The organism is Enterococcus sp. RIT-PI-f (assembly GCF_001297065.1).
In the GTDB taxonomy this organism is placed as follows: domain Bacteria; phylum Bacillota; class Bacilli; order Lactobacillales; family Enterococcaceae; genus Enterococcus_D.
On the sequence record NZ_LHOX01000012.1, the window covers coordinates 118,311 to 141,484 of the forward strand.

Consider the following 23,174-nt stretch of genomic DNA (forward strand, 5'->3'; position numbering starts at 1 on the left):
CTGCTACCCTTCGCTTTCCTTCGTTTTTTCCGCAATTCGCAGTTTCGCACTGCGTGAGCGATTGTTTTCCTCTACTTCTTCTTCAGAAGGTAAAATTGGTTTTCTAGTCACCAACTTCAAAGTTGGTTGAAATTCTTCTGGGATGATTGGCAATCCCGGTGGCATATCTTTGGGACTGCTATACTCCTTGAACATTGATTTAACGATGCGATCTTCTAATGAATGGAACGTAATGACACTAATGCGTCCATTTTTCGCCAAGCAATCAATGGCTTGTTCCAGTGACGCTTCGATCACACCTAATTCATCATTGACAGCAATGCGGATTGCTTGGAAAACCCGCTTCGCAGGATGTCCGCCTTTTCTCCGAGCTGGTGCCGGGATCGCTGTTTTAATGATTTCGACCAATTCACCCGTCGTTTCGATTGGACGTACAGCACGTACGCGCTCAATCTCACGGGCAATTTGTTTCGAAAATTTTTCTTCGCCATATCGGAAAAATATTTTGACCAATTGGTGGTACTCAAAGTGATTTACAACATCATAAGCACTGAATGGCGCAGATTGATCCATACGCATATCTAGCGGGGCGTCTTGGTGGTAACTAAAGCCGCGTTCAGCTTCATCCAATTGCGGTGAAGAAACGCCTAAGTCATATAAAATCCCATCGACTTTGGTAATCCCTTGCGCTGCAAGTGCGTCATGCAAATAACGAAAATTACTTTTGATAAACGTCACCATGTTTTTTTCTATATAAGGTGCCAAACGAACTTTGGCATGATCGATTGCTTTTTGATCTTGATCAAAGGCATATAAATGACCTTTCTCGGACAACTGCGATAAGAGATATTCACTATGGCCAGCTCCACCTAATGTACAATCCACATAGATGCCATCCGGACGTATATTCAGCCCATCGACTGTTTCTTGAAGCATCACGGTGTAGTGTTTGAAATCTGCCATTTACTTTTCCTCTTCCTATAAGCCAAAATCAATCATCGTTTCAGCAATTTCATCAAAATTTTCTTCCGCTTCAACGGTAAATGCTTGCCAACGTGCTTCATCCCAGATTTCAATTCGATTCGATACACCAATGATCACACAGCTTTTTGTCAATGCAGCATGCGTTCTTAGTGCAACGGGAATATTGATTCGGCCTTGTTTATCTACTTCACATTCAGTAGCGGCTGAATAAAAAAAGCGGACGAATGTTCGTGCATCTTTTTTTGCAAGCGGCATTTCGTTCAATTTCTCTTCAAGTGTTTCCCATTCTGACAAAGGATAGCCAAATAAACAGCCATCTAATCCTCTTGTCACAATAAATTTTTCTCCAAGTTTTTCACGGAGTTTTGAAGGGACGATCAGTCGGCCTTTTGTATCGATAGCATGTTGATATTCACCCATAAACATCGACAAAAACCCCCAATCTCCACTTGATATTCACAGTCTACCACAATCCCCCACTTTCTACCACAAATTATATGAAATTTGGAAGGGAAGTTCTTTGACTATTCTTTACCAAATGGACAATTGCGGGTATAACGACTTTTTATCGTCTTTAAAAAAACTTTAAGTACTTCGTAGCGGCCGGTTGATCGTTTGTCGCTTATAGATAGCCAATTAGATTAAACATGACCAACACCACATGAAAAACGATCGTGAACAAAAAGATACTGCGCCAATACATCTTGCCATAGCGCCCGTAATCTATCTCTTGATAGTAGTATGCCTGAAAAACTGCTAACAATATCCCTAACAGTAATATTGACAACAGGTAGTAAAGGGTGATGGCTTGATCAAATGTATGAATAGATAGTTGATGGATGCCAATAATCAAAAAAGGTACTGCGATATCTGGCGCTTTAAGATGAAATCGATCCTTTAAGGAAAACACCAACACCAAAAAGCGGCAAGCAAGATAGACGATAACTGGATAAATATACCAAAACAAAACGACTGGATTAAACGTTGACATACAAAAAACCCTCTCTAACAACTAGTGTCACTATACTTGATTTACTTTACAACCTTATTTCAGTTTCGTTAAAAATAGATGGACAAATAAGTCAGACAGCACATCATCTCACTTTTGTCCCAAAAAAGGCGATCGATCAGCTGAATAAGGAGTTTTCATCTTATATTAAAGCAGAAGGAAAGCACTTCAACAAGCCTATCTTCTGATTCTTCCTTTAATTTTGCTATTTGGTTGTTTTTTTATTAATTTCTGCCGCCTTTACCTTGAGTTATCCGCAGAATGAAGGTAAACTGTCACTAGAATAACTCTTGAAGGTGGATTTAAGATGAACGAAAAAAAACCAAAAAGCACATTTGCCAAAGTTACACAGGTAGTCATTTGGACCATGCTGATTCTTACAGTAGGCTCAATTTTCTTAGCCGCATACACAAGTATCATGGGATAAAAAAACTTTCACAGTGCACTGCACTGTGAAAGTTTTTTTATAATAAAGGCGAGATCAGCCGAGCCAATCCTTCTTTGATTTTGATCATGACAGCGCGTTGCTGGTAGCCTTCGATCGTTAATGCTTTCGCGTCCGCTGAATCACGTAAAAAAGCATCCCTTGCCTGCGCAGCCGTTTCTACATCATAAATGATCGTGTTGACCTCAAAGTCTAATCGAAAGGACCGGACATCGATATTAGCAGAACCAATCGATACCACGCCACTATCGATGATCATGGTTTTGGCGTGCATAAAGCCTTTTTCATAGGTTTCGATCACAGCCCCAAACTGCAACAGCTCTGCCGCAAATGAATAAGTCGCCCAATATACAAAGGGATGATCTGGTTTATTGGGGATTTGGATATGCACTTTGACCCCTGATATCAAAGCCAATTTCAACGCATTATGGATCGATTCATCCGGAATATAATAAGGCGTTTGGATCAGGATCTCTTTTTTCGCCAGATTGATCATTTTCAAATAGGTCATTTTGATTTCTTCACGTTCTGTATCGGGTCCACTGGTTACTACTTGCGCTGCAACTGTGCCTGTGGTGTGGATGGTTGGAAATAGTGCTTCGTCATATTTGATTTCCAGCTTATGTTGCGAATTCCAATCCATTAAAAAGCGATTCTGTAATGAATACACAGCAGGACCTACAATACGCAAATGATTGTCCCGCCAATAACCGAACTTTTCAACTTCACCTAGATACTCATCCCCTACATTAAATCCGCCTGTATAACCAATTCGACCATCAATAACAACGATTTTACGATGATTGCGATAGTTGATCCTCGGATTGACATAAGGAACAAACAACGGGAAAAAGAACGATACTTGACCGCCATGCAGACGCAGTTCTTCGAAAAATTTCAATGAAACACGAGAACTGCCCCATGCATCCAATAAGACCCGCACCTTGGCGCCGCGTTTAGCTGCCCTCACTAAAGCTTGATTGATCAAACCCCCTAAAGCATCACTACGATAGATATAGTACTCCATGTGGATATGCGCTTCGGCTTGATCGATATCCGCAATCAATGCATCAAACTTCACCTTGCCATCGGTGTATAGCGTCAATTGATTGCTTGTGGTATACAATGATTGCCCAAAAACCGTCAACAAATAGACCAATTGCTTGACCTCAACTTGATCAGTCGGCGGATGGGGAAAGAGTTGTCTTTTGAGGGCTTGCTTCTGCTCCGCTAACTCAACATTCAAGCCGACATTGGCCTGCGTCCGCATATCAAAAATCTTTTCTTTAGAAATCCCCTTCCCAAGAAAGATATATAGAACAAAACCGACGATCGGCACAAATAACAAGACCAAAAGCCACGCCCATGTCTGCGCCGTTTGTTTGCGTTCTCTGAAAATAATAATGGCTGATAACAATAAATTGACGACAAAAAGAATCGTTACGAGATTATCCATATCAAACATACGGCCACCTCCACTCCTTACTCTCAACAAGCATATCGAAGACAGCGCTTAATGTAAAGCAGCACTTCACACAAATAGTTCCGTTCACAAAAAAAGCCGATTCATCAGAATCAGCTTTCTTTCCATTATACTTTTAAGAAACGACGCATCGATAAGACTGACCCTAATGAACCAATCACAATACCGATCAACGCCATGATGCCGCAAACTTGCAGCAAGAACAAATGAGGTGCGATCAAACTATAATTGGATCGCAGCAAAGAAGGATTAACCAATGCATAGACTTGGTGATAACCAAAATACATGATTGCAATCGGAACGATTGATCCTAATAGACCAATCCATCCACCTTCTAAGAAAAACGGCCAACGAATATAGCCATTTTTGGCCCCTACTAGACGCATGATCTGGATTTCTCTTTGTCGCGACATGATCGTGATCCGAATCGTATTCGAAATCAAGAACATTGCCACAAAGATCAAGAGCACTGCTGCTGCCAATCCCCACGTCCGTACAGCTGCCGATAGTGAAAAGATCCTATCTGAAGAGTCACCACCATAGTCTGCTTTAAAGACGTTGGCTAAATCTCCCGCTTGATCTGCAATATCTTTGGTATACTCAGGATCGGTTGCACTAACAACATAGACATTGTATAAAGGATTACTATCCCCTTCAAATAAGTTCCATGAGTCACCCATAGCATCTTGGATTTTCTTCAACTCGTCGTCACGACTAGAAAATTGAACATCTGATACATTCGGCAGATCTTTCAATTGTTGTTCAAGGGCATCCATGTCCTCTTGTTCCGTGCCAATATCAACAAAGACGGAAACATCGACGTTCTCACGGATATCCTCTGCTAATTTCGTGGCATTTAAGATGACACCTAAGAAAATGCCGACCAACGTCAATGTGATCGTTACCGCACTTAATGACGCGATGGTCATCCAACCATTACGTTTTAAACTTTTGATACTCTCAAGGAGATGACGGAAAAACGTTCTAATCATCGTAGCCATATTCTCCTTCCGCTTGGTCGCGAATAATGCGGCCATTTTCGATTGCGATCACGCGATGGCGGATCGTATTGACGATCGTACTGTTGTGTGTTGCCATGACAACAGTCGTCCCTTGTGCGTTGATCCGATCCAACAGTTTCATGATTTCCCATGAATTTTCTGGATCCAAATTCCCCGTAGGTTCATCTGCGATCAATACTTTGGGGGTATTGACGATAGCACGAGCAATCGATACCCGTTGTTGTTCTCCCCCTGATAGTTCACTCGGGAAAACGCGTACTTTGTGTTTCAATCCCACTAAATCAAGGACTTCCATCACCCGTTTTTTAACATCTCGGGGTTTGCGCCCGATGACTTGCATCGCATAAGCAACATTTTCAAACACTGTTTTGCGCGGCAATAGTTTATAATCCTGGAAGACGACACCGATTTCTCTTCGCATCAATGGAATTTCACGACTTTTCATGCCGACTAAATCATAGCCCGCGACATTCAATACACCTTTGGTTGCTTTTTCTTCTCGATACATCAATTTGATAAAGGTAGATTTACCTGCCCCAGAAGGGCCAACAACGTAAACAAATTCCCCTTGATCAATTGAGATCGACAGGTTGCGGATAGCAGTCGTACCATTAGAGTACTTCTTCATTATGTCTTTCATTTCAATCATACAGCTATCTCTCCATCTCAAAAATTTTCATACTGGCTTATTATAGCATGAATATATTGCACGTTGCTTGCAACAGATTACAATTGTGTGTCAATCTGTTTAAGTGCATACATGGTTATTTTTGGTTTAGTTTTAGCTTCAAAAAGGCATCGATAAATCCATCTAAGTCGCCATCCATCACAGCTTGCACATTTCCTGTTTCAAAGTTGGTGCGATGGTCTTTGACCATTGAATACGGATGGAAGACATAAGAACGGATCTGAGAACCCCAGCCGATCTCCATTTGCTCGCCTCTAAGTGCAGCAGCTTCTTGCTCTTTTTTCTCAACTTCTAATTGGTATAATTTGGCTTTCAACATCCCCATTGCTTGTTCTCGGTTTTTTAATTGTGAGCGTTGCGCCTGACTTGCCACAACCGTACCAGTAGGAATATGCGTGATTCGAACGGCCGATTCCGTTTTGTTGATATGTTGTCCACCAGCGCCACTCGCTCGGTACGTATCGATCTTCAAATCATCAGAATTGATCTCCACATCGATATTCCCATCTAATTCAGGCATGACATCAACTGAACAAAAAGAGGTATGGCGACGTTTTGCCGAATCAAAAGGTGAGATTCGCACCAATCGATGAACACCTTTTTCTGATTTTAAATAACCATATGCATTGTGCCCCTTGATCAGCAAAGTCACACTTTTGATCCCTGCTTCATCTCCTGCTTGATAGTCCAATGTTTCAACCGTATAGCCATGTTGTTCGCAAAATCGCGTATACATGCGTAATAGCATGCTGCCCCAGTCCTGTGATTCAGTACCACCCGCTCCTGGATGCAATTCAATGATGGCATTGTTACGGTCATAAGGCTCATCCAAAAGCATCGCCAATTCGTACGTCGCCATTTTGTCATTCAACTTGTGCATGCGCTCAGATAATTCATCTTCCATCTCTGCATCCGGTTCTTCTTGGATCATTTCCAGCATGACCTCTAATTCTTCTAATTCTTCGGCTAGCTGATTGAATTGATCATAGGTTTCTTTATTGGCATTATTGGCATTGATGACTGTTTGAGCATGCTCAGCGTTGTCCCAAAAGGTTGGATCTGCCATCTGATGTTCTGCTTCAGCGATAGCTTCTTCTAATTGATCTAAGTCAAAGAGACCCCCTAAAACTATTTATTTTTTCTTGCATCTCATTTAATTGATTTCGAATCTCTGCGATTTCCATTGATATTCCTTCTTTCTATAGGTATGGATACGGAAAAGTAGGCTGGACATCATTTCCTGCCAGCCTACTCCACCTTCACATTCTTACATGTTTTTTCCGTGACAATTTTTGAATTTCTTGCCGCTGCCGCAAGGACATGGATCATTCCGTCCGACATTTTTGAAACTTGGCTCTTGTTTCGCAGGCGCTTCTTCAACACCTTGCGCTTCTCCTTGCGCCACTTGTTCACGTTGCACATTTTGACGGATCTCAGCCTTCATAAATAACCGTGTCACTTCATACTCAATCGCGCCAACCATATTTTCAAACATATTGTAGCCTTCTGTTTGGTATTCGACCAGTGGATTGTTTTGTCCATAGGCACGTAAGCCGACAGACTGACGCAATTGATCCATTGCATCGATGTGGTCCGTCCATTTTGTGTCTACAACACGTAGAATAACAACTTTTTCAAATTCGAGTAATTGTTCTGGACTATTCAATTGCTCTTTCTTTTTGTCAAAGACTTCTTGCGCGCGCTGATTCAAATAGTCTTTGATTTCTTGGGCAGATTTTCCTTTGATGCTGTCGATCGAGATCGTGTCTTCATGTACCAGCGCATTTGCCGCAAAGTCAACGATGCCTTCATAATTCCATTCAGTTTCTTCCAACTGTGTATGGCTGTCAACAACACGGTTGATCGAACGCTTGACCATATTCATCAATGTTTGTGATAAGTCTTGGTCTTCTTTGATAACTTCTTGTCGTTGGCCATAGATGACTTCCCGCTGTTCCCGCATCACATCATCATATTGCAAAACGTTCTTCCGTGTATCATAGTTATTGCCTTCTACTCGTTTTTGCGCAGATTCAACTTGTTTTGACAACATCTTGCTTTGGATCACAGCATCTTCTTCATCGATTTTCATACGATCCAAGAAGACTTTGATTCTTTCTGAACCAAAACGTTTCATTAGATCATCTTCTAGAGAAAGATAGAATTGTGACATCCCAGGATCGCCTTGGCGTCCAGCACGTCCCCGTAATTGGTTATCGATCCGGCGAGATTCATGACGTTCCGTACCAACAACGGCCAATCCGCCTAATTCAGCGACATCCAGACCTAATTTGATATCTGTTCCCCGACCAGCCATATTCGTCGCAATCGTTACCGCGCCTTTTTGACCCGCATTTAGGATGATTTCTGCTTCTTTAAAGTGGTTTTTGGCATTCAACACTTCATGAGGCACTTTTTCACGATCTAACATGCTTGAAAGCAATTCAGACGTTTCAACAGCTACTGTACCAACTAGGACTGGCTGCCCTTTGCGGTGACGTTCTTTGATATCTTGAACAACTGCTTGGAACTTGCTTTCCAATGTTGGGTAAAGCAGATCTGCACGATCATCCCGGACGATTGGTTTGTTTGTCGGAATTTGAATAACCTGCATATTGTAGATTTCACGGAATTCTTCTTCTTCCGTTTTGGCCGTACCGGTCATTCCAGAAAGTTTTTTGTACATCCGGAAATAGTTCTGGAAAGTAATGGTCGCCATTGTTTTGGTTTCGTCTTCGATCTCAACACTTTCTTTGGCTTCAATTGCTTGGTGCAATCCGTCAGAATAACGACGGCCGTCCATAATACGCCCAGTAAATTGATCGACGATCAACACTTTTCCGTCTTGAACGACATAGTCAAAGTCGCGGATCATGATATAATTTGCCCGCAATGCTTGATCCATGTGGTGCGTCAACGCTGTATTTTCGATGTCATATAAATTATTCAAGCCGAATGTTTCTTCTGCTTTTTCGATTCCTTTTTCAGTCAAGCCAATCGTTTTTGATTGAATATCGATTTTATAATCTTCTTCTTCATTTAATCGTTTAACGAAATTGTCTACTCGATTATATAAGGCTGTCGATTTTTCTGCTTGGCCAGAGATGATCAATGGTGTTCTGGCTTCATCGATCAAGATTGAATCGACTTCATCGACGATGGCATAATTCAAAGGTCGTTGGACCATTTGATGACGGTAAACCACCATGTTGTCCCGCAAATAGTCAAATCCAAGTTCATTGTTTGTGCTATATGTGATATCACATGCATAGGCAGCACGTTTTTCTTCAGCAGACTTCGAGTTGATATTCAACCCTACTGTCAAACCTAAGAAGTTGTAAAGATCGCCCATCTCAGTTGAGTCACGTGTTGCCAAATATTCATTGACTGTGACAACATGAACGCCTTCTCCGCTGATTGCATTTAAATAAACGGGCAATGTAGCCGTCAAGGTTTTCCCTTCACCGGTACGCATCTCAGGAATATTGCCGTCATGCAAGACGACCCCACCCATCAATTGGACATGATAAGGATATAAACCAAGCACACGCTTCGCTGCTTCACGGACGACTGCAAAAGCTTCAGGCAATAATTGATCCAATGTTTCTCCACCTTGATAACGGCGACGAAACTCATCGGTTTTTTCACGAATTTGTTCATCTGTTAAAGCGGCCATTTCATCCGCGTGGGCTTCAACTTGATTGGCAATATGGTCAAGACGTTTTAATTCTTTTTTATCGTTTTCGATTAATTTTCTAAAAAAATTGGCCATGCGTAACTAATTCTCCTTTTATATCTACTTTTCCAAGCTATAAACTCTCCTAACCATTTTATCACTTGTTCATCATAAATGAAATAATTTTCGTGATGGAAGTCCATCCTGCTATAAAAACTTAATCCATAAGCTGGTTTTCTCATTATTCTTGACCAAATTGAATTTAGCCTCACCTTCGCAACCGCTTGCTTTGAAACTCCACTATATTTTGAGCATTTCTAGAAAAAATACAAATTTTTGTTTTTAAAAACTACATTAAATCGTCTGAAAAATCTTTAAAATACTCTGTATTACTGTTATATCAAGGTTCTAGATTTATTTTATAAAAAAAACAATTTACAGCTTGACTATAACCGCAATCGGTTGCATAATGATAGATGTAAACGTAATCATTCATATTAGGAGGAAATAAGATGAAGGTAGATGTAAAGAAATTACTTATTGGGGGCAGCATTCTTAGTTTATCCGCAGTGGTCTTAGGGGCCTGCGGCAGCAGCAGCAACGATGCAACAGATACCTCAACAGCTGGCGATACAGAAACAAGCGCCAAAGTTGAAGGAGATATCAAATTATGGGTCGACACTGAACATATTGATGCGTTACAAGGTCAAGTCGATAAATTCGAAGAAGAATATCCAGATGTGACCGTGACTGTCGCTGCCGGTTCATCAGCAGATGCCAAAGCAGATGTATCGAAAGATCCTGAGCAAGCAGCCGATGTGTTTATGATGCCTCATGATCAAGTCGGACAAATGGCTGAAGCTGGTCTCATTTATCCAATAGGAACAAAACAATCTGAAACGATCAAAGAAGACAATGTTGAAGCTGCAGTTGATGCTGTGACTTGGCAAGACAAAATCTATGGCTATCCATATGGTGTTGAGTCGCAAGTCCTTTACTACAATACGTCTACTTTAACTGAAGATGATGTCAAAACTTGGGAAGGCCTAACGTCAGCAGGCGTGATCGGTACCAACTTTGCTGAAGATGGTGCCAACTATATCTTCGGTCCATTGTTTATGAGTAATGGCAATGTCTTATATGGTGAAAATGGTGAAGATATTAGTGGAACAAACTTTAATAATGAAGCCGGCATCGAAGTGATGCAATGGATCGCTGATCAAAAAGACAATTCAGGTGTGTTGCAAGCAAGCGAATCTGCCCTATCAGATTTACAATCTGGGAAATCTGATGCATTCCTTTCTGGTCCTTGGTCTAAAAATGATGTTGAAAAAGCATTAGGCGATAACATGGGCGTTGCCGCATATCCTACGATCGATTTTGGAAGTGGCGCACAACAAATGAAGGCCTTCTTAGGGGTCAAATTATATGCAGTCAATCAACAAACAGAATCACCGCTAGCAGCAATGGCTTTGGCTGAGTACTTGAGCAATCAAGAAACACAAGAAATTGAATTCACTGAGAATGGTGTTGTTCCATCAAACAAAGACGCCCAAGCATCTGAGGCAGTCACTTCCGACGCAGTGGCAAAAGCAGTGATGGAAATGTCTGATAACGAACACTCTGTTGTTATGCCGAAACTACCTGAAATGGTTTCCTTCTGGCCACCAATGGATGCTTTGATCAACGATACCTACAAAGGACAAATCAGTCCAGATGAATTCCAAGACAAATTAGATAAATTTGTTTCTGATATTTCAAAAGTAAGCGAATAATCAATATGGGATAGAAAAGGGAAAGCCTGCTTTCCCTTTTCTAGTTAAGGAAAGAAAGTAAGGTGAATACAGATGTTCAATAAAAAAAGTAAAGCCACTGTAACATTTAGAGAAGTGCTGCAAAAGGGTGATTGGTCTGAGAAAGCCTCATTCTTGATTATGGGCTGCGCCAATCTCGCCCACAAACAATGGCTTAAAGGAATCATCTTCTTAGTAGCACAGATCGGTTTTCTCGCTTGGTTCATACGGAACGGATTCCATGCATTACTGATGCTGCAAACATTAGGTACCCAAAAACAAGGATTGGTCTACAACGAAGAACTAGGCATCGATATTTTACAAAAAGGCGATAATTCAATGCTACTGTTATTATTCGGGATTGCCTCCTTCCTCGTATGCGTTTTACTGATCGTGCTCTATGTTCTCAACCTGAAGAGCGCACGCAATCTATACATGTTAAAACAATCTGGTCAGCCCATTCCATCGACTATGGATGATCTGCGTAGTTTAGTCAACGAACGCTTTCATGCAACCTTAATGACCATTCCTTTGATTGGGGTCCTCTTTTTTACGATTTTACCGCTCTTGTATATGATCTCAATCGCATTTACAAATTATGACCATAAAAACTTGCCACCCAAGAATCTGTTCACTTGGGTCGGGTTGAAAAACTTCACCAATGTGATCTCCGGTGACATGGCATCCACCTTCTTTCCAGTTTTGGCTTGGACATTGATTTGGGCCGTTTTAGCAACGATCACTTGTTTCTTTTTCGGTGTGATTTTGGCGCTATTGATCAACGCAAAAGGCATTCGCTATAAAAAAGTATGGCGCACGATTTTTGTTTTGACCATGGCTGTTCCTCAATTTGTTTCACTCCTGATCATGAGAAACTTATTGAATGGATCTGGACCTATCAATTCGATTTTGTTGAATCTCGGCTGGATCGATTCTGCCATTCCCTTTTTGACAGACCCTTTATTTGCGAAAGTGAGTATTATCTTTGTCAATATGTGGATCGGTATACCTGCAACGATGTTAGTCACCACTGGGATTTTACAGAACTTAGACCAAGAACAAATCGAAGCTGCCGAAATTGATGGCGCAAACCGCTTGCAGATTTTCCGTTCGATCACTTTTCCGCAAATTTTGTTCGTGATGATGCCTGCGCTGATCCAACAATTCATCGGCAATATCAATAACTTTAATGTCATTTTCCTATTGACTGGCGGCGGGCCTTCCAATTCCAACTATTATGGTGCCGGTTCAACCGACCTGCTAGTGACTTGGCTGTACAACTTGACTGTGAATACAATGGATTATAACCTTGCGTCCGTCATCGGTATTTTGATCTTTATTCTATCAGCAGTCTTTAGTCTATTTGCCTATACGCGAACCAATTCTTATAAGGAGGGCTGATCTATGGCTACTAAAGCAAAACAAAGCAGTTACAGAAAAGGACAATCGAACACACGCTTCTTGATTTACACGATTCTGATCATCTTGTCCGTTGTGTGGTTATTCCCCATCGTGTGGATCGTTCTCACAAGCTTCAGAAGCGAAGGTGGTGCTTTCGTTCCCTATATCATTCCAAAAGAATTTACATTGGAAAACTATCGACAACTACTCACCAACGCATCTGGAAATTACCCATTTGTACGTTGGTTCTTAAACACATTATTTGTTGCAGCGTGCAGCTGTTTGCTTTCAACGTTTATCACCATCGCAATGGCTTACTCATTGTCAAGATTACGCTTCAAATTGCGAAAACCGTTTTTGAAAGTTGCATTGGTCTTAAATATGTTCCCTGGCTTTATGAGTATGATCGCAGTCTACTATATCCTCAAAGCATTGAACTTAACCCAGAGCCTGTTGGCATTGATTTTGGTTTATTCTGCAGGTGCCGCATTAGGTTTCTATGTAGCAAAAGGCTTCTTCGACACGATTCCAATGGCTTTAGATGAATCAGCAATGATTGATGGCGCCAATAAATGGGATATATTTACAAAAATCACCTTACCTTTATCTAAACCAATCATCGTGTATACGTCTTTGATGGCCTTTATGGGGCCTTGGATGGACTTTATCTTTGCACGAATCATTATGGGGGATGATGTGAAAAACTATACCGTCGCGATTGGTCTCTATTCGATGATGACCAAAACGACCGCAAATTCATTGTTCATGTCCTTTACAGCCGGATGTGTATTGATTGCGATCCCAATCACTTTGCTCTTTATCTATATGCAAAAATACTATGTTCAAGGGATTACCTCAGGGTCTGTCAAATAAGTATCGATGGCCTGTATGCAGAAAAACTGTATGTCACTTATCTTTGATTGAGATAAGGTGACATACAGTTTTTTTTGGCAAAAAAATAGAGCAGCTATGGCTGCTCTATCCAGATTATTTAATTGGGGTGTTACGTGTTGTCAAAGACAGCCAATGATCAATCGGTTTCAATCAAGCCATATTTGCCATCTTTGCGGCGGTAGACAATGCTAGTGCCATTGGTTTCAGCGTCTTCAAAGATAAAGAAGTTATGTCCAAGCATGTTCATTTGTAAAACAGCTTCTTCACTATCCATTGGTTTCAATGATAAACGTTTTGTACGCACGATATCCAAGTCTGAACCGTTGGTTTCCTCATCATTTGATTCTGTAGTGAACAAATCACCATCAGTTGGCGGTACCAATGCTGTTTCTCTTGATTTGCGGTTGATTTTTGTTTTGAACTTGCGAATTTGACGTTCTAATTTGTCAACGACTAAATCAATACTAGCATATAAATCAGGTGACGTTTCTTCCGCACGTAGAACCAAGAATGGCAGTGGAATCGTTACTTCCACTTTTGCGGTTTTTTCTGTATATACTTTTAAATTGACATGCGCTGTTGCTTCCGGCACATCATTAAAATAACGTTCTAGTTTACCTACTTTTTTTTCTACGTAGTCACGGATTGCTTCTGTTACCTCGATATTTTCGCCACGCACATTGTATCTAAACATAAAAATTACCCCTTTCGTCTACCAGTAAAGAAGGAAAAGGACCACTCTTTTCTTCTTCTTGATTCTATTATATCGAACTATGATGAATTTGCCTAGTAAATCGAATATAAATTTCAAGCGTTTTCAAATAAAGTTATCGGGCAAACGATATTGATTCAATGGATGCCGGCTGACAACTATGAATCAGTTCAGCTGCATGATATAACGTCCGTCCAGAGGTATAGACATCATCGATCAACAAAATCCTCTTCCCTTTTATCTCTTCTTCTGCACCATCAACTAAAGAAAATGGTTGCTGGATCGCCATACGCTCAAGCTTTGACAACGTGGCGAGCGGGACAAGAGAAACGGGTTTTAGCAGCCATTCCTGATAGGCGATCGCTGCTGTATCAAGAACTGCTGCTACTTGATTAAAGCCACGTTCGTTGTAGCGGTCCGCAGATAACGGGATTGGAATCAAGCAATCATAGCGATAGGTTTTCAGCGCTTTCTTGACATCTGCTGCCACGACTTCCCGTAAGCGAAAATCCCCCATCAATTTATATTGATGAAGCCAGTCTTTCATTCCCTCATTATACGCAAATATTCCTCGATGTTTGAGGGTGAACCCCGGATAAGCACTGGCCCAGCTCTGACAATCTGAACAGTATGCCGACGCATGCTTCCCACATGATGGACAGCAGGTCTGCCCATCGATCCATGCGAAACGTTTTTCGCATGCGTGACAGCGTATGCTGGTCGGGATCAACAGTGGCCACAACAACTCCAGCATCGATATGTCTCTTAAAACTATCTGCATGCACCAATTACATCTCATCAGCTAACCACCTTTCTGCCAATTGATTCATGTGTTTGATCTCGGTAATCGCTTGTCGGATCGCTGTTGTCATTTGGTTATAGCAAAATAACACTTCGCCATGATGAAACGCCCCTTTGCGGTCAACGCGCCCAGCAATTTGAACGAGGGCTGATTTGGTATAGATCGAATGGTTGGCCCCTAAGACCACCACTGAAACACTTTCGAAAGTCACCCCTCGCTCCAGGATCATCGTGGTGAACAATATCTGAAATTGTTGCTGACGGGCGGCTAATACCTTCTCCTCTCGCTGCGGGTCTTTCGAGGAAACACTGGAAACGATATAGTCGCTGAGTTCATTGGCAACGAGTGCGGCCATTCGTTCCATATAAGGGATACTCGGGCAAAAGACCAATACGAAATTTTTTTCTGCCAATCTGCGCATAATATTGATCAAAGGACGGCGCCATTTTTTGCGTTGATCTAGCTGCCGCCATCTCTCAATCCAACACAGCTGGGGCACGATCAATGGCCGCTGATGGAAGCGCAGGGGCATTTTTTCTATCTCAAATCTTCCCTTGATTTCCTTTAACAATCGGTCCGATGGTGTGGCGCTCAGATAGACCAAACAGCCTGTTTCTGATAACGCATGTTGCAATCCATAATGCAATTGCCGATCTCCTTCATACGGAAACGCATCAACTTCATCTACAATGATCAATGGAAAGCTTTGGTAAAAATGCAGTAGTTGATGGGTCGTTGCCACCAATAAATTGGTATAACGATAGGGTTCTTCAGAATCGCCATGCAGGAGCAAACAATCTTCATTGGGGAACGCCTGTTGGATCCTGGGATACAGCTCTCGACAGACATCGATCCGCGGCGATACGATTGCCACTCGCTCACCCTTTTTACGGGCTGCAGCAATCGTTTCAAAGATCATTTCTGTTTTCCCAGAGCCTGTCACGGACCAAACTAACATCGAACGACCGGCTTGATAATGTTTGACTAAGCGATCAGAGAGCGCTTTTTGGAAAGGGGTCAACGGTCCGGGAAACACGATTTGATGCGCCATCGGTTGCAATCGATGTTCTTGCCAGCATAACACATCCTCAGAAGTAATCCGGCCATAACGACTGCAACTAGGACAGTAATAACATTGTGACGGTAATTGTACGTCAGATTTTCGGTGTCTTTCTCCACAACGCTGGCAGATGACCAAAGACCCTTCTATGACCAGCCCCGCCCGACAATAGAGCCCTTGTTGGTCCTCAGGCAATTGCGTTTTATCTATTAGGTATTGCTTGCCAAAAAGCATATCCATTCACATCACACTCCTAAGAACAAATACGCAAAAAAAAGAAAAGTACGACAGTTTTCACTGCAATACTTCTCTTTGATATCTTCAGCTATTGGAATGGATTACTCCCCAATCAAAGTCAACGCTTGATCTAGGACTTTTTCGCCATTCATCATACCGTAATCAGCCATATTGATGACTTCTAATGGAATGCCTTTAGGTGCTAAACGTTTTTCGAAATCACCTTTCATAAAACGAACTTGCGGTCCTAATAATAGCACATTGACATCTTTGCTTTCTAGATGTTGATCAGCTTCTGATGCTGAAACTGCGAAGATATCTGCTTCTAAACCTTTCGCTTCAGCAGCTTTTTGCATTTTTGTTACTAATAAACTTGTACTCATCCCTGCAGAACAAACTAACATGATTGTCTTTTTTGCCATATCGAACACTCCCTGGATTTTAAGAATAAGATAACATTTCCTATCTCTAGTATAAATCAAGTTACGAATTTGTCAACGCTTTCTATCTATCAACCAGTTTGATTTGACCAAGCGATTAAAAACGATATACTCTTTTTTTAAATTCACATGAACGACTTCATATCCAGCATTCAACCACGCATAGGCGCCATTTTCAGGGTGACGGTAATCGTTGGCCCACCAATCACTATTCGTGCGGGCGCTGCGGGGCAATCCAGTTGCTGGGAAAAGAAATTCATCAAATTGAGTAAATGTCAGTGTGACTTGTGAGCCGCCGTTATTTTTGAGGTAATGGGTAATTGAATCGTACTTTTTGCGTCTGCCCAGCGTCAACGCCTCCTTTGAATTTATTTTTTTACAAATGATATTGGTATTTGAATCTTGTGCCCTTTTTGCCTATACTAAAAGCAAAAGGAGGCGAAGACTATCGAATCTTACCGAACGATCAGTCACGACGGTCTAAGTGAAATCGAGATCAAAAAGTCCCGCTTTATTTGTTTTCTAAAACGAATTGAAGATGAAGAGGAAGCCAAGCAATTGATTCAACAAATCAAAAAAGAGCATTGGAAAGCCAACCACAATTGCAGTGCCTATGTGCTGGGTTCCCATAACGAAGTCCAGCGCAGCAGCGATGATGGTGAACCTAGCGGTACAGCTGGTGTGCCTATGTTAGAAGTCTTAAAGAAAAACCAGTTGATCAATGTAGCGGCTGTTGTCACACGCTATTTCGGCGGCACGAAATTAGGTGCTGGCGGCTTGATCAGGGCCTATTCAAGTGCTGTTTCAACCGGATTGAATCATGTCGGTCTTGTCGAAGGCATCTTTCATCAATCATTGATATTAACCATCGATTATTCTTTATTGGGAAAGTTACAGAACTACTTGGATTTGCACCAAATCGAAACGAAAGAAATCAACTATACCGACAAAATCGAGCTGACATTGCTGGTCCCCGACTCAGAAAAAGACCGCATCGAAGCGGCATTGATCGATCTGTTGCAAGGACAGGTCACGATCGAACAGGGACCTGCCTCTTATGTCGAAAAACCGATTCCTTCGCTCTCAGCTTCCGACGGTTGACCATACTGTCCATTCCTGGAATAAATCTGGAATAAATCCTCTATAACCGAATATAGTGTAAACAAGCCGATAAAACTGCGCATGGATGACATATTATCCATTGTTATGCTGTCTATCGGCTTGTTTATGCGTATCCGTGATCGGCTACTTTTCCATATAAAATTCAAAGCGGCTGCCAGCATATTGGGTTCTGACATATTCAAAAGGTTGGCCATTTTCAAAGGAAGTGATTTGCCGCATCCGTAAAATCGCATCGCCTCGTTTTAAATCTAAGTATTCTGCGATTTGTTCAGACGCGACCATTGCAGAAATCGTTTGAGAAGAACCACCAATTTTATGTTGTCCTTTTTCTTCTAAAACTTTATACAAGGAAGAGATGATTTCTTCTTTGCTGAGATCCCGAATCAATTTCTCAGGAATACTTGCGACTTCAAAACAAATCGGCACATCATCCGCGTAACGGATCCGTTCCATTCGTAATATCGTTTCGTGTCCGGCAAGTTGCAGTTTCTCCATTTCACTTGAACTGGGCGCTGTCAAAAAATAAGCAACCGCCTTACTTGATGGCACACGGCCTAAAGAATGCATGATTTCAGTAAAACTAGTCGTACCACTCATTTTCTCCTGCACTTTTTGGCGTGCAACATAAGTCCCTGAGCCGATTTTTCGTTCAAGGATACCTTCATCGGCCAATGTTTGAATAGCTTGCCGTAAAGTCATTCGACTGACACCAAATTGTTTGGATAGTTCCCGTTCAGAAGGCAAACGGTCGCCGATTTTGTATGTATTATCTTCAATATTTGCTTTGATTTGATCATGAATTTGAATATAAACAGGTAATTTTTCCACCACAATACATTCCTCCGTTCCTCTATATTATAACTGGTATATACCTAAAATACCAATAGAATAGCCGAAAAAAATCCTTAAAAAACGAAATTCAGCCAATTCTTTGCTTAGGTTTAAAGCCTAGTTGCAAAGAATTGACTGAAATACAGGTTCAAGCTGTTAGCAGTTCTGTGTAAATTGGTTTAGGTCTCTTAGACTTTTGATTCAGCAACCATCGCTTTATTGGCAGTCGCCATCAATAAGCGGATACGGTTGAGCTGATTGACCACTGAAACCCCCGGATCATAGTCGATGGCCGCAATGTTGGCTTTGGGGTATTGATGACGCAGTTCTTTCATGACCCCTTTGCCGACGACATGGTTTGGCAAACAACCAAAGGGCTGCAAGCAAATAATATTGTTGACGTCATGTTTCAACAACTCGATCATTTCCCCAGTCAAGAACCAACCTTCACCAGTGTGATTGCCGATTGAAATGATCTTACTGGCTTCATCCGCCAATTGATGGATCGAGTCAATTCCTTCAAAGCGTTGTGACGCCCGTAAAGCTTTGTCCATGGGCTTTTGGATTTTTTCGATCATAGCGATCATGAAACTCGCCAGCATTTGGCTTTTCTTGGCCATACCTAAATGTTCATAACGCCAGACTTGGTTGTACAATGAATAATTCATAAACCCAATGATATCTGGAACGACGGCCTCTGCACCTTCCGCCTCTAACAAACGCACAATATCGTTATTGGCTGTTGGTGCGTATTTCACCAAAATTTCACCGACAACACCTACACGTGGCTTGCGGGCATCTGTTAATGGGATGGTATCAAAATCCTGGATGATTTTTTTCAATTGACGGTTAAATAAGGTAAATGAGCCATTGCGTACATTTTTCTCGATTTTTTTGATCCAGTCTTGATGCAGTTGATCGACTGCCCCTGCCACTTGTTCATACGGACGTGTCCGATAGACCAAGCGTTCAAATAAATCACCATATAAGAATGCAACTGCGACGCGTTTCATCATTGGATAGGTAAAACGAAAGCCCGGATTAGACTCAACGCCTGTATTGCCCATTGAGATCGACACAACTGGTACTTGCGGGAATCCGGCATCATTCAGTGCTTTTCTCAACAACGGAATATAATTCGTTGCGCGACAACCGCCTCCGGTCTGGGTCATCAAGACACTGGTATTATCCACATCGTAAGTCCCGCTTTGCAATGCTTCTACGAGTTGGCCAATTGAGATGATTGCTGGATAACAAGCATCGTTATTGACAAAACGCAGACCGACATTGACGGCTTCCCGGTCATCTGCAGGTAAGCAGACAACGCGATAGCCCGATGCTTGCAATGCGACATCTACCAAACCACTTTGATGGATCGGCGACAGCATAGGCAGCAATAAAGTGTGCTGTTTGCGCATATCTTTCGTAAATGTGATCTTAGCTGGTTCATCGAACTGCTTTTTCGGTTCAAATTTCATTTTTTCTCGCTCATTGACGGCTGCTTTCAGCGAGCGTAGACGAATCCGGATCGCACCGAGATTTGCCCCTTCGTCGATTTTTAAGACGGTATACAATTTTCCATATTGAGCCATGATCTCTTCTACTTGATCTGTCGTTACCGCATCGATCCCACAACCAAAGGAATTCAATTGAACCAACTCCAGTTGTTTATTTTTGGCAACTACTCGAGCGGCTGCATACAACCTTGAATGATAGACCCATTGATCGACTACCCGCAGATTGCCAACATTGCCTAAGTGGGCAATGCTATCTTCTGTCAAAACGTGAAACCCTTCTTGGGTAATCACTTCTGCGATACCATGATTGATTTCTGGATCCAAATGATACGGCCGACCAGACAGCACGATGCCTTTTTGATTGGTTTCCATCAGCATCCGCAAGGTGTCTTCCCCTTTTGCAGCGATATCCGCTTTGAATTGATCGAGTTCTTCAAATCCATGACGTAACGCTGTTGCTATCTGTTCTTCTGAAAACTGAAAATCTTGAAAAGCCGTCGTCAGTGTTTTGACCATTGATCCCTCATCCGCCAGATTCAAAAATGGGCACCGATAATCGACTAGGCCTTCCCGAATCGCATCCACATTGTTTCGGATCACTTCAGGATAACTTTGGACGATTGGACAATTGAAATGATTTTCAGCACTCAGTGTTTCTTTTCTTTCAAAGATGATTCCAGGATAAAAAATCAACGGAATCTCTTGGTCAATCAAGGATTGGATATGTCCATGGGCTAGTTTTGCTGGGTAGCATACGGTGTCACTAGGTATGGTTTCAATGCCTTTTTCATAGAGATCTTTATTCGAGCGTGGTGATAACGTGACTCTGAAGCCTAATTCAGTAAAGAAGGTATGCCACAACGGATAGTTTTCATATAAGTTCAATACCCGCGGCATCCCAATTTCCCCATGAATGGCCTCTTTTTTCCTTAAAGAACGATACTTAAACAATCGCCGATATTTTTCATCGACTAAATTGACTTTGCGGTCTTCTTTCTTGATTTTGATTCGGGCGCCTCGTTCACAACGATTTCCCGTGATAAACTTCCGACCATCCGAAAACAAGGTGACAGTCAGCAAACAATTGTTTTCACATAAGCCGCAATGGGTAAACTCTTTTTCCGCTTCAAAGGCTTCCATCTCATTCAGCGACAACAGGGTACTTTCAGTACCCAACTCATAATTTTCCAATGAGATCAGCGCTGCACCGTAAGCCCCCATCAGCCCCGCAATCGAAGGTCTGATGACCTCCCGACCGCTGATCAATTCAAAGGCCCGCAAGACTGCTTCGTTATAGAATGTACCGCCTTGACAAACGATTTTTTTGCCTAGATCCTCAGGACGTCTGACCTTGATCACTTTATAGATGGCATTTTTGATGACGGAATAAGACAAGCCGGCCGAAATATCACCAACTGAAGCGCCCTCTTTTTGGACTTGTTTGACTTTTGAGTTCATAAAGACTGTACATCTTGAGCCTAGATCTACTGGAGTTTTGGCTATGACTGCAGCTTGTGCAAAATCTCGTACATCTTGATTCATCGATTTGGCAAAAGTTTCAATAAAGGAACCGCACCCTGAAGAGCACGCTTCATTTAATTGAATCGAAGACAGCGCCCCGTCTTTGATGGTCATGGCTTTCATATCCTGTCCACCGATATCTAAGATAAAATCGACACCCGGTTGAAAATGATTGGCGGCCTTGTAATGCGCCATTGTTTCCACCTCGCCGAGATCGACTTTCAAGGCATGTTTGATCAAATGCTCTCCATATCCCGTGATGGTTGATTTGGCAATGAAGACATCTGCCGGCATTTTTTTGTAAAGATCTTTTAAAACGGTCATGGTAGTTGCCAATGGTTCCCCTTCGTTGTTTCCATAGAAAGAAAAAAGAATATCCCCGACGTCATTGATCAATACGACCTTCGTCGTGGTGGATCCGGCATCGATACCTAGAAAGGTAGGGCCTTTGTGAGTTGCTAATGGCTTTTCTTGTGCCGTAGCTTGTGCATGACGTCTGCGAAAAGCAGCCAAATCTGCTTCATCTGCAAACAAAGGTGGTAAAGTATCTGTCGGAACCAATTTCCCTTGATCCCCGTTGACCAAACGATCCAGCAGCGTGGTGATCGATAATGCGCCTTCTGCATATAAGGCTGCCCCCATCGCCACAAATAATTGAGGATTGTCAGGGAAGATAATATCCTCTGGTTGCAAATCTAGCGTATCAACAAAGCGTTGGCGCAATTCTGACATGAAATAAAGCGGACCGCCAAGGAAGGCTACTTTGCCTTTGATTTTGCGACCTGCCGCCAATCCAGCAATCGTTTGGTTGACGACTGCTTGAAAAATACTCGCTGCAATATCTGCTTTCGCTGCCCCCTCGTTGATCAAAGGCTGTACATCGGTCTTGGCGAAAACGCCGCATCTAGATGCGATCGGATAAAGGGTTTGATAATCTTTCGCTAATTCATTGACCCCATTGGCATCGGTTTTCAGTAACACGGCCATCTGATCAATAAACGCCCCTGTCCCACCTGCACAACTGCCGTTCATCCTTTGTTCCAGTGCCCCTTCAAAAAAGGTGATCTTGGCATCTTCTCCACCTAATTCAATCGCCACATCGGTTTCAGGAATAAAGGTTTCTACTGTTTCAGTACAAGCAATCACTTCCTGTACAAATGGAATATGCAGGACTTCCGCAAGCCCCATACCACCGGAACCAGTAATCGCCAAAGCCAGCGGTTCTTCGCCAATAATCTCTTTGGCATCTGTCAAAATCTTTTCGGTTGCACCTTGGATATCTGCAAAATGGCGTTCGTATTTCGCAAAAATCGTTCTATTTTCTTCATCAAGCACAACAAATTTGACCGTTGTCGATCCTACGTCAATGCCTGCTTTGAATTTTTTCATGTTGGGCCTCCATTTAAACAACACATTGTTGAATAACTAACAAACTGTTTGTTATAATACTTATGTCTATTGTAAAACAATTCATTGATAATTCAACAAACAGATTGACGCTTAGTGTGGGTTAAGCAACAACTTGGTAGAATCTGTC

20 protein-coding genes are annotated in these 23,174 nt (G+C 42.1%); 5 read left to right on the forward strand and 15 right to left on the reverse strand.

Features of this window, described 5'->3' with window-relative positions; translation table 11 throughout:
- Window positions 1-3: 3 nt before the first annotated feature.
- From rsmH to AEQ18_RS05845, 3 genes are all read right to left on the reverse strand, one after another.
- The gene (rsmH, locus tag AEQ18_RS05835; RefSeq protein ID WP_054115435.1) at window positions 4-963 is read right to left on the reverse strand and encodes a 16S rRNA (cytosine(1402)-N(4))-methyltransferase RsmH; all 960 of its coding nucleotides are present in this window, start codon (window positions 961-963) and stop codon (window positions 4-6) included.
- Window positions 964-978: 15 nt separating this feature from the next.
- Window positions 979-1,410: a division/cell wall cluster transcriptional repressor MraZ gene (gene mraZ, locus AEQ18_RS05840; protein ID WP_054115436.1), complete on the reverse strand. Its 432-nt coding sequence runs from the start codon at window positions 1,408-1,410 to the stop codon at window positions 979-981.
- Window positions 1,411-1,606: 196 nt separating this feature from the next.
- Window positions 1,607-1,975 carry a DUF3397 domain-containing protein gene (locus AEQ18_RS05845; protein WP_054115437.1) on the reverse strand — a complete coding sequence of 123 codons (369 nt, stop codon included), beginning with the start codon at window positions 1,973-1,975 and terminating at the stop codon, window positions 1,607-1,609.
- 325 nt (window positions 1,976-2,300) lie between these two features.
- On the opposite strand from AEQ18_RS05845, the gene AEQ18_RS15375 reads away from it, so the two are divergent.
- Complete coding sequence (locus AEQ18_RS15375) at window positions 2,301-2,420, forward strand: DUF4044 domain-containing protein (RefSeq protein ID WP_082348610.1); 120 nt, start codon at window positions 2,301-2,303, stop codon at window positions 2,418-2,420.
- Between the two features lie 37 nt (window positions 2,421-2,457).
- On the opposite strand, the gene cls is transcribed toward AEQ18_RS15375, so the two are convergent.
- The 5 genes from cls to secA all read right to left on the reverse strand — a co-directional run bounded on the left by cls (window position 2,458) and on the right by secA (window position 9,403).
- Window positions 2,458-3,903, reverse strand: coding sequence for a cardiolipin synthase (gene cls / locus AEQ18_RS05850; protein WP_054115438.1), 1,446 nt, complete (start codon window positions 3,901-3,903; stop codon window positions 2,458-2,460).
- 125 nt (window positions 3,904-4,028) lie between these two features.
- The gene (ftsX, locus tag AEQ18_RS05855) at window positions 4,029-4,913 is read right to left on the reverse strand and encodes a permease-like cell division protein FtsX (RefSeq protein WP_054115439.1); all 885 of its coding nucleotides are present in this window, start codon (window positions 4,911-4,913) and stop codon (window positions 4,029-4,031) included.
- Window positions 4,906-5,592 carry a cell division ATP-binding protein FtsE gene (gene ftsE, locus AEQ18_RS05860; protein WP_054115440.1) on the reverse strand — a complete coding sequence of 229 codons (687 nt, stop codon included), beginning with the start codon at window positions 5,590-5,592 and terminating at the stop codon, window positions 4,906-4,908. The genes ftsX and ftsE overlap by 8 nt, the downstream gene beginning before the upstream one ends.
- 115 nt (window positions 5,593-5,707) lie before the next feature.
- Window positions 5,708-6,815 (reverse strand): peptide chain release factor 2 gene (gene prfB / locus AEQ18_RS05865; protein WP_152911889.1). Its coding sequence is split into 2 segments (ribosomal slippage): window positions 5,708-6,742 and window positions 6,744-6,815, totalling 1,107 coding nucleotides; the frame shifts between segments, so codons are not numbered across the junction.
- An 83-nt stretch (window positions 6,816-6,898) separates the two neighbouring features.
- Window positions 6,899-9,403: a preprotein translocase subunit SecA gene (gene secA, locus AEQ18_RS05870; RefSeq protein ID WP_054115442.1), complete on the reverse strand. Its 2,505-nt coding sequence runs from the start codon at window positions 9,401-9,403 to the stop codon at window positions 6,899-6,901.
- Window positions 9,404-9,819: 416 nt separating this feature from the next.
- On the opposite strand from secA, the gene AEQ18_RS05875 reads away from it, so the two are divergent.
- The 3 genes from AEQ18_RS05875 (at window position 9,820) to AEQ18_RS05885 (ending at window position 13,374) form a co-directional block, all read left to right on the forward strand.
- On the forward strand, window positions 9,820-11,082 hold the full coding sequence (locus tag AEQ18_RS05875) for an extracellular solute-binding protein (RefSeq protein WP_054115443.1): 1,263 nt from the start codon (window positions 9,820-9,822) through the stop codon (window positions 11,080-11,082).
- Between the two features lie 72 nt (window positions 11,083-11,154).
- Complete coding sequence (locus AEQ18_RS05880; protein WP_054115444.1) at window positions 11,155-12,501, forward strand: carbohydrate ABC transporter permease; 1,347 nt, start codon at window positions 11,155-11,157, stop codon at window positions 12,499-12,501.
- Between the two features lie 3 nt (window positions 12,502-12,504).
- Entirely contained in the window at window positions 12,505-13,374 is an 870-nt protein-coding gene (locus AEQ18_RS05885; RefSeq protein ID WP_054115445.1) for a sugar ABC transporter permease, read from the forward strand.
- Window positions 13,375-13,531: 157 nt separating this feature from the next.
- Here AEQ18_RS05885 and hpf read toward each other — a convergent pair whose 3' ends face one another.
- The 5 genes from hpf to AEQ18_RS05910 all read right to left on the reverse strand — a co-directional run bounded on the left by hpf (window position 13,532) and on the right by AEQ18_RS05910 (window position 16,994).
- Entirely contained in the window at window positions 13,532-14,089 is a 558-nt protein-coding gene (gene hpf, locus AEQ18_RS05890; protein ID WP_054115446.1) for a ribosome hibernation-promoting factor, HPF/YfiA family, read from the reverse strand.
- 133 nt (window positions 14,090-14,222) lie between these two features.
- A complete protein-coding gene (locus AEQ18_RS05895; protein ID WP_235505494.1) occupies window positions 14,223-14,861 on the reverse strand; it encodes a phosphoribosyltransferase family protein in 639 nt (212 codons plus the stop codon).
- 34 nt (window positions 14,862-14,895) lie between these two features.
- Window positions 14,896-16,209, reverse strand: coding sequence for a DEAD/DEAH box helicase (locus AEQ18_RS05900; protein WP_054115448.1), 1,314 nt, complete (start codon window positions 16,207-16,209; stop codon window positions 14,896-14,898).
- Window positions 16,210-16,307: 98 nt separating this feature from the next.
- Window positions 16,308-16,628 carry a PTS sugar transporter subunit IIB gene (locus AEQ18_RS05905; protein ID WP_005228768.1) on the reverse strand — a complete coding sequence of 107 codons (321 nt, stop codon included), beginning with the start codon at window positions 16,626-16,628 and terminating at the stop codon, window positions 16,308-16,310.
- A gap of 72 nt (window positions 16,629-16,700) precedes the next feature.
- Window positions 16,701-16,994 carry a DUF7662 domain-containing protein gene (locus tag AEQ18_RS05910; protein ID WP_054115552.1) on the reverse strand — a complete coding sequence of 98 codons (294 nt, stop codon included), beginning with the start codon at window positions 16,992-16,994 and terminating at the stop codon, window positions 16,701-16,703.
- 99 nt (window positions 16,995-17,093) lie between these two features.
- On the opposite strand from AEQ18_RS05910, the gene AEQ18_RS05915 reads away from it, so the two are divergent.
- Window positions 17,094-17,747, forward strand: coding sequence for a YigZ family protein (locus AEQ18_RS05915; protein ID WP_054115449.1), 654 nt, complete (start codon window positions 17,094-17,096; stop codon window positions 17,745-17,747).
- Between the two features lie 144 nt (window positions 17,748-17,891).
- On the opposite strand, the gene AEQ18_RS05920 is transcribed toward AEQ18_RS05915, so the two are convergent.
- Complete coding sequence (locus AEQ18_RS05920) at window positions 17,892-18,599, reverse strand: GntR family transcriptional regulator (RefSeq protein ID WP_054115450.1); 708 nt, start codon at window positions 18,597-18,599, stop codon at window positions 17,892-17,894.
- Between the two features lie 188 nt (window positions 18,600-18,787).
- Window positions 18,788-23,026, reverse strand: a complete 4,239-nt coding sequence (locus AEQ18_RS05925) for a 2-hydroxyacyl-CoA dehydratase (RefSeq protein WP_054115451.1) — start codon at window positions 23,024-23,026, stop codon at window positions 18,788-18,790.
- Window positions 23,027-23,174 lie beyond the last annotated feature (148 nt).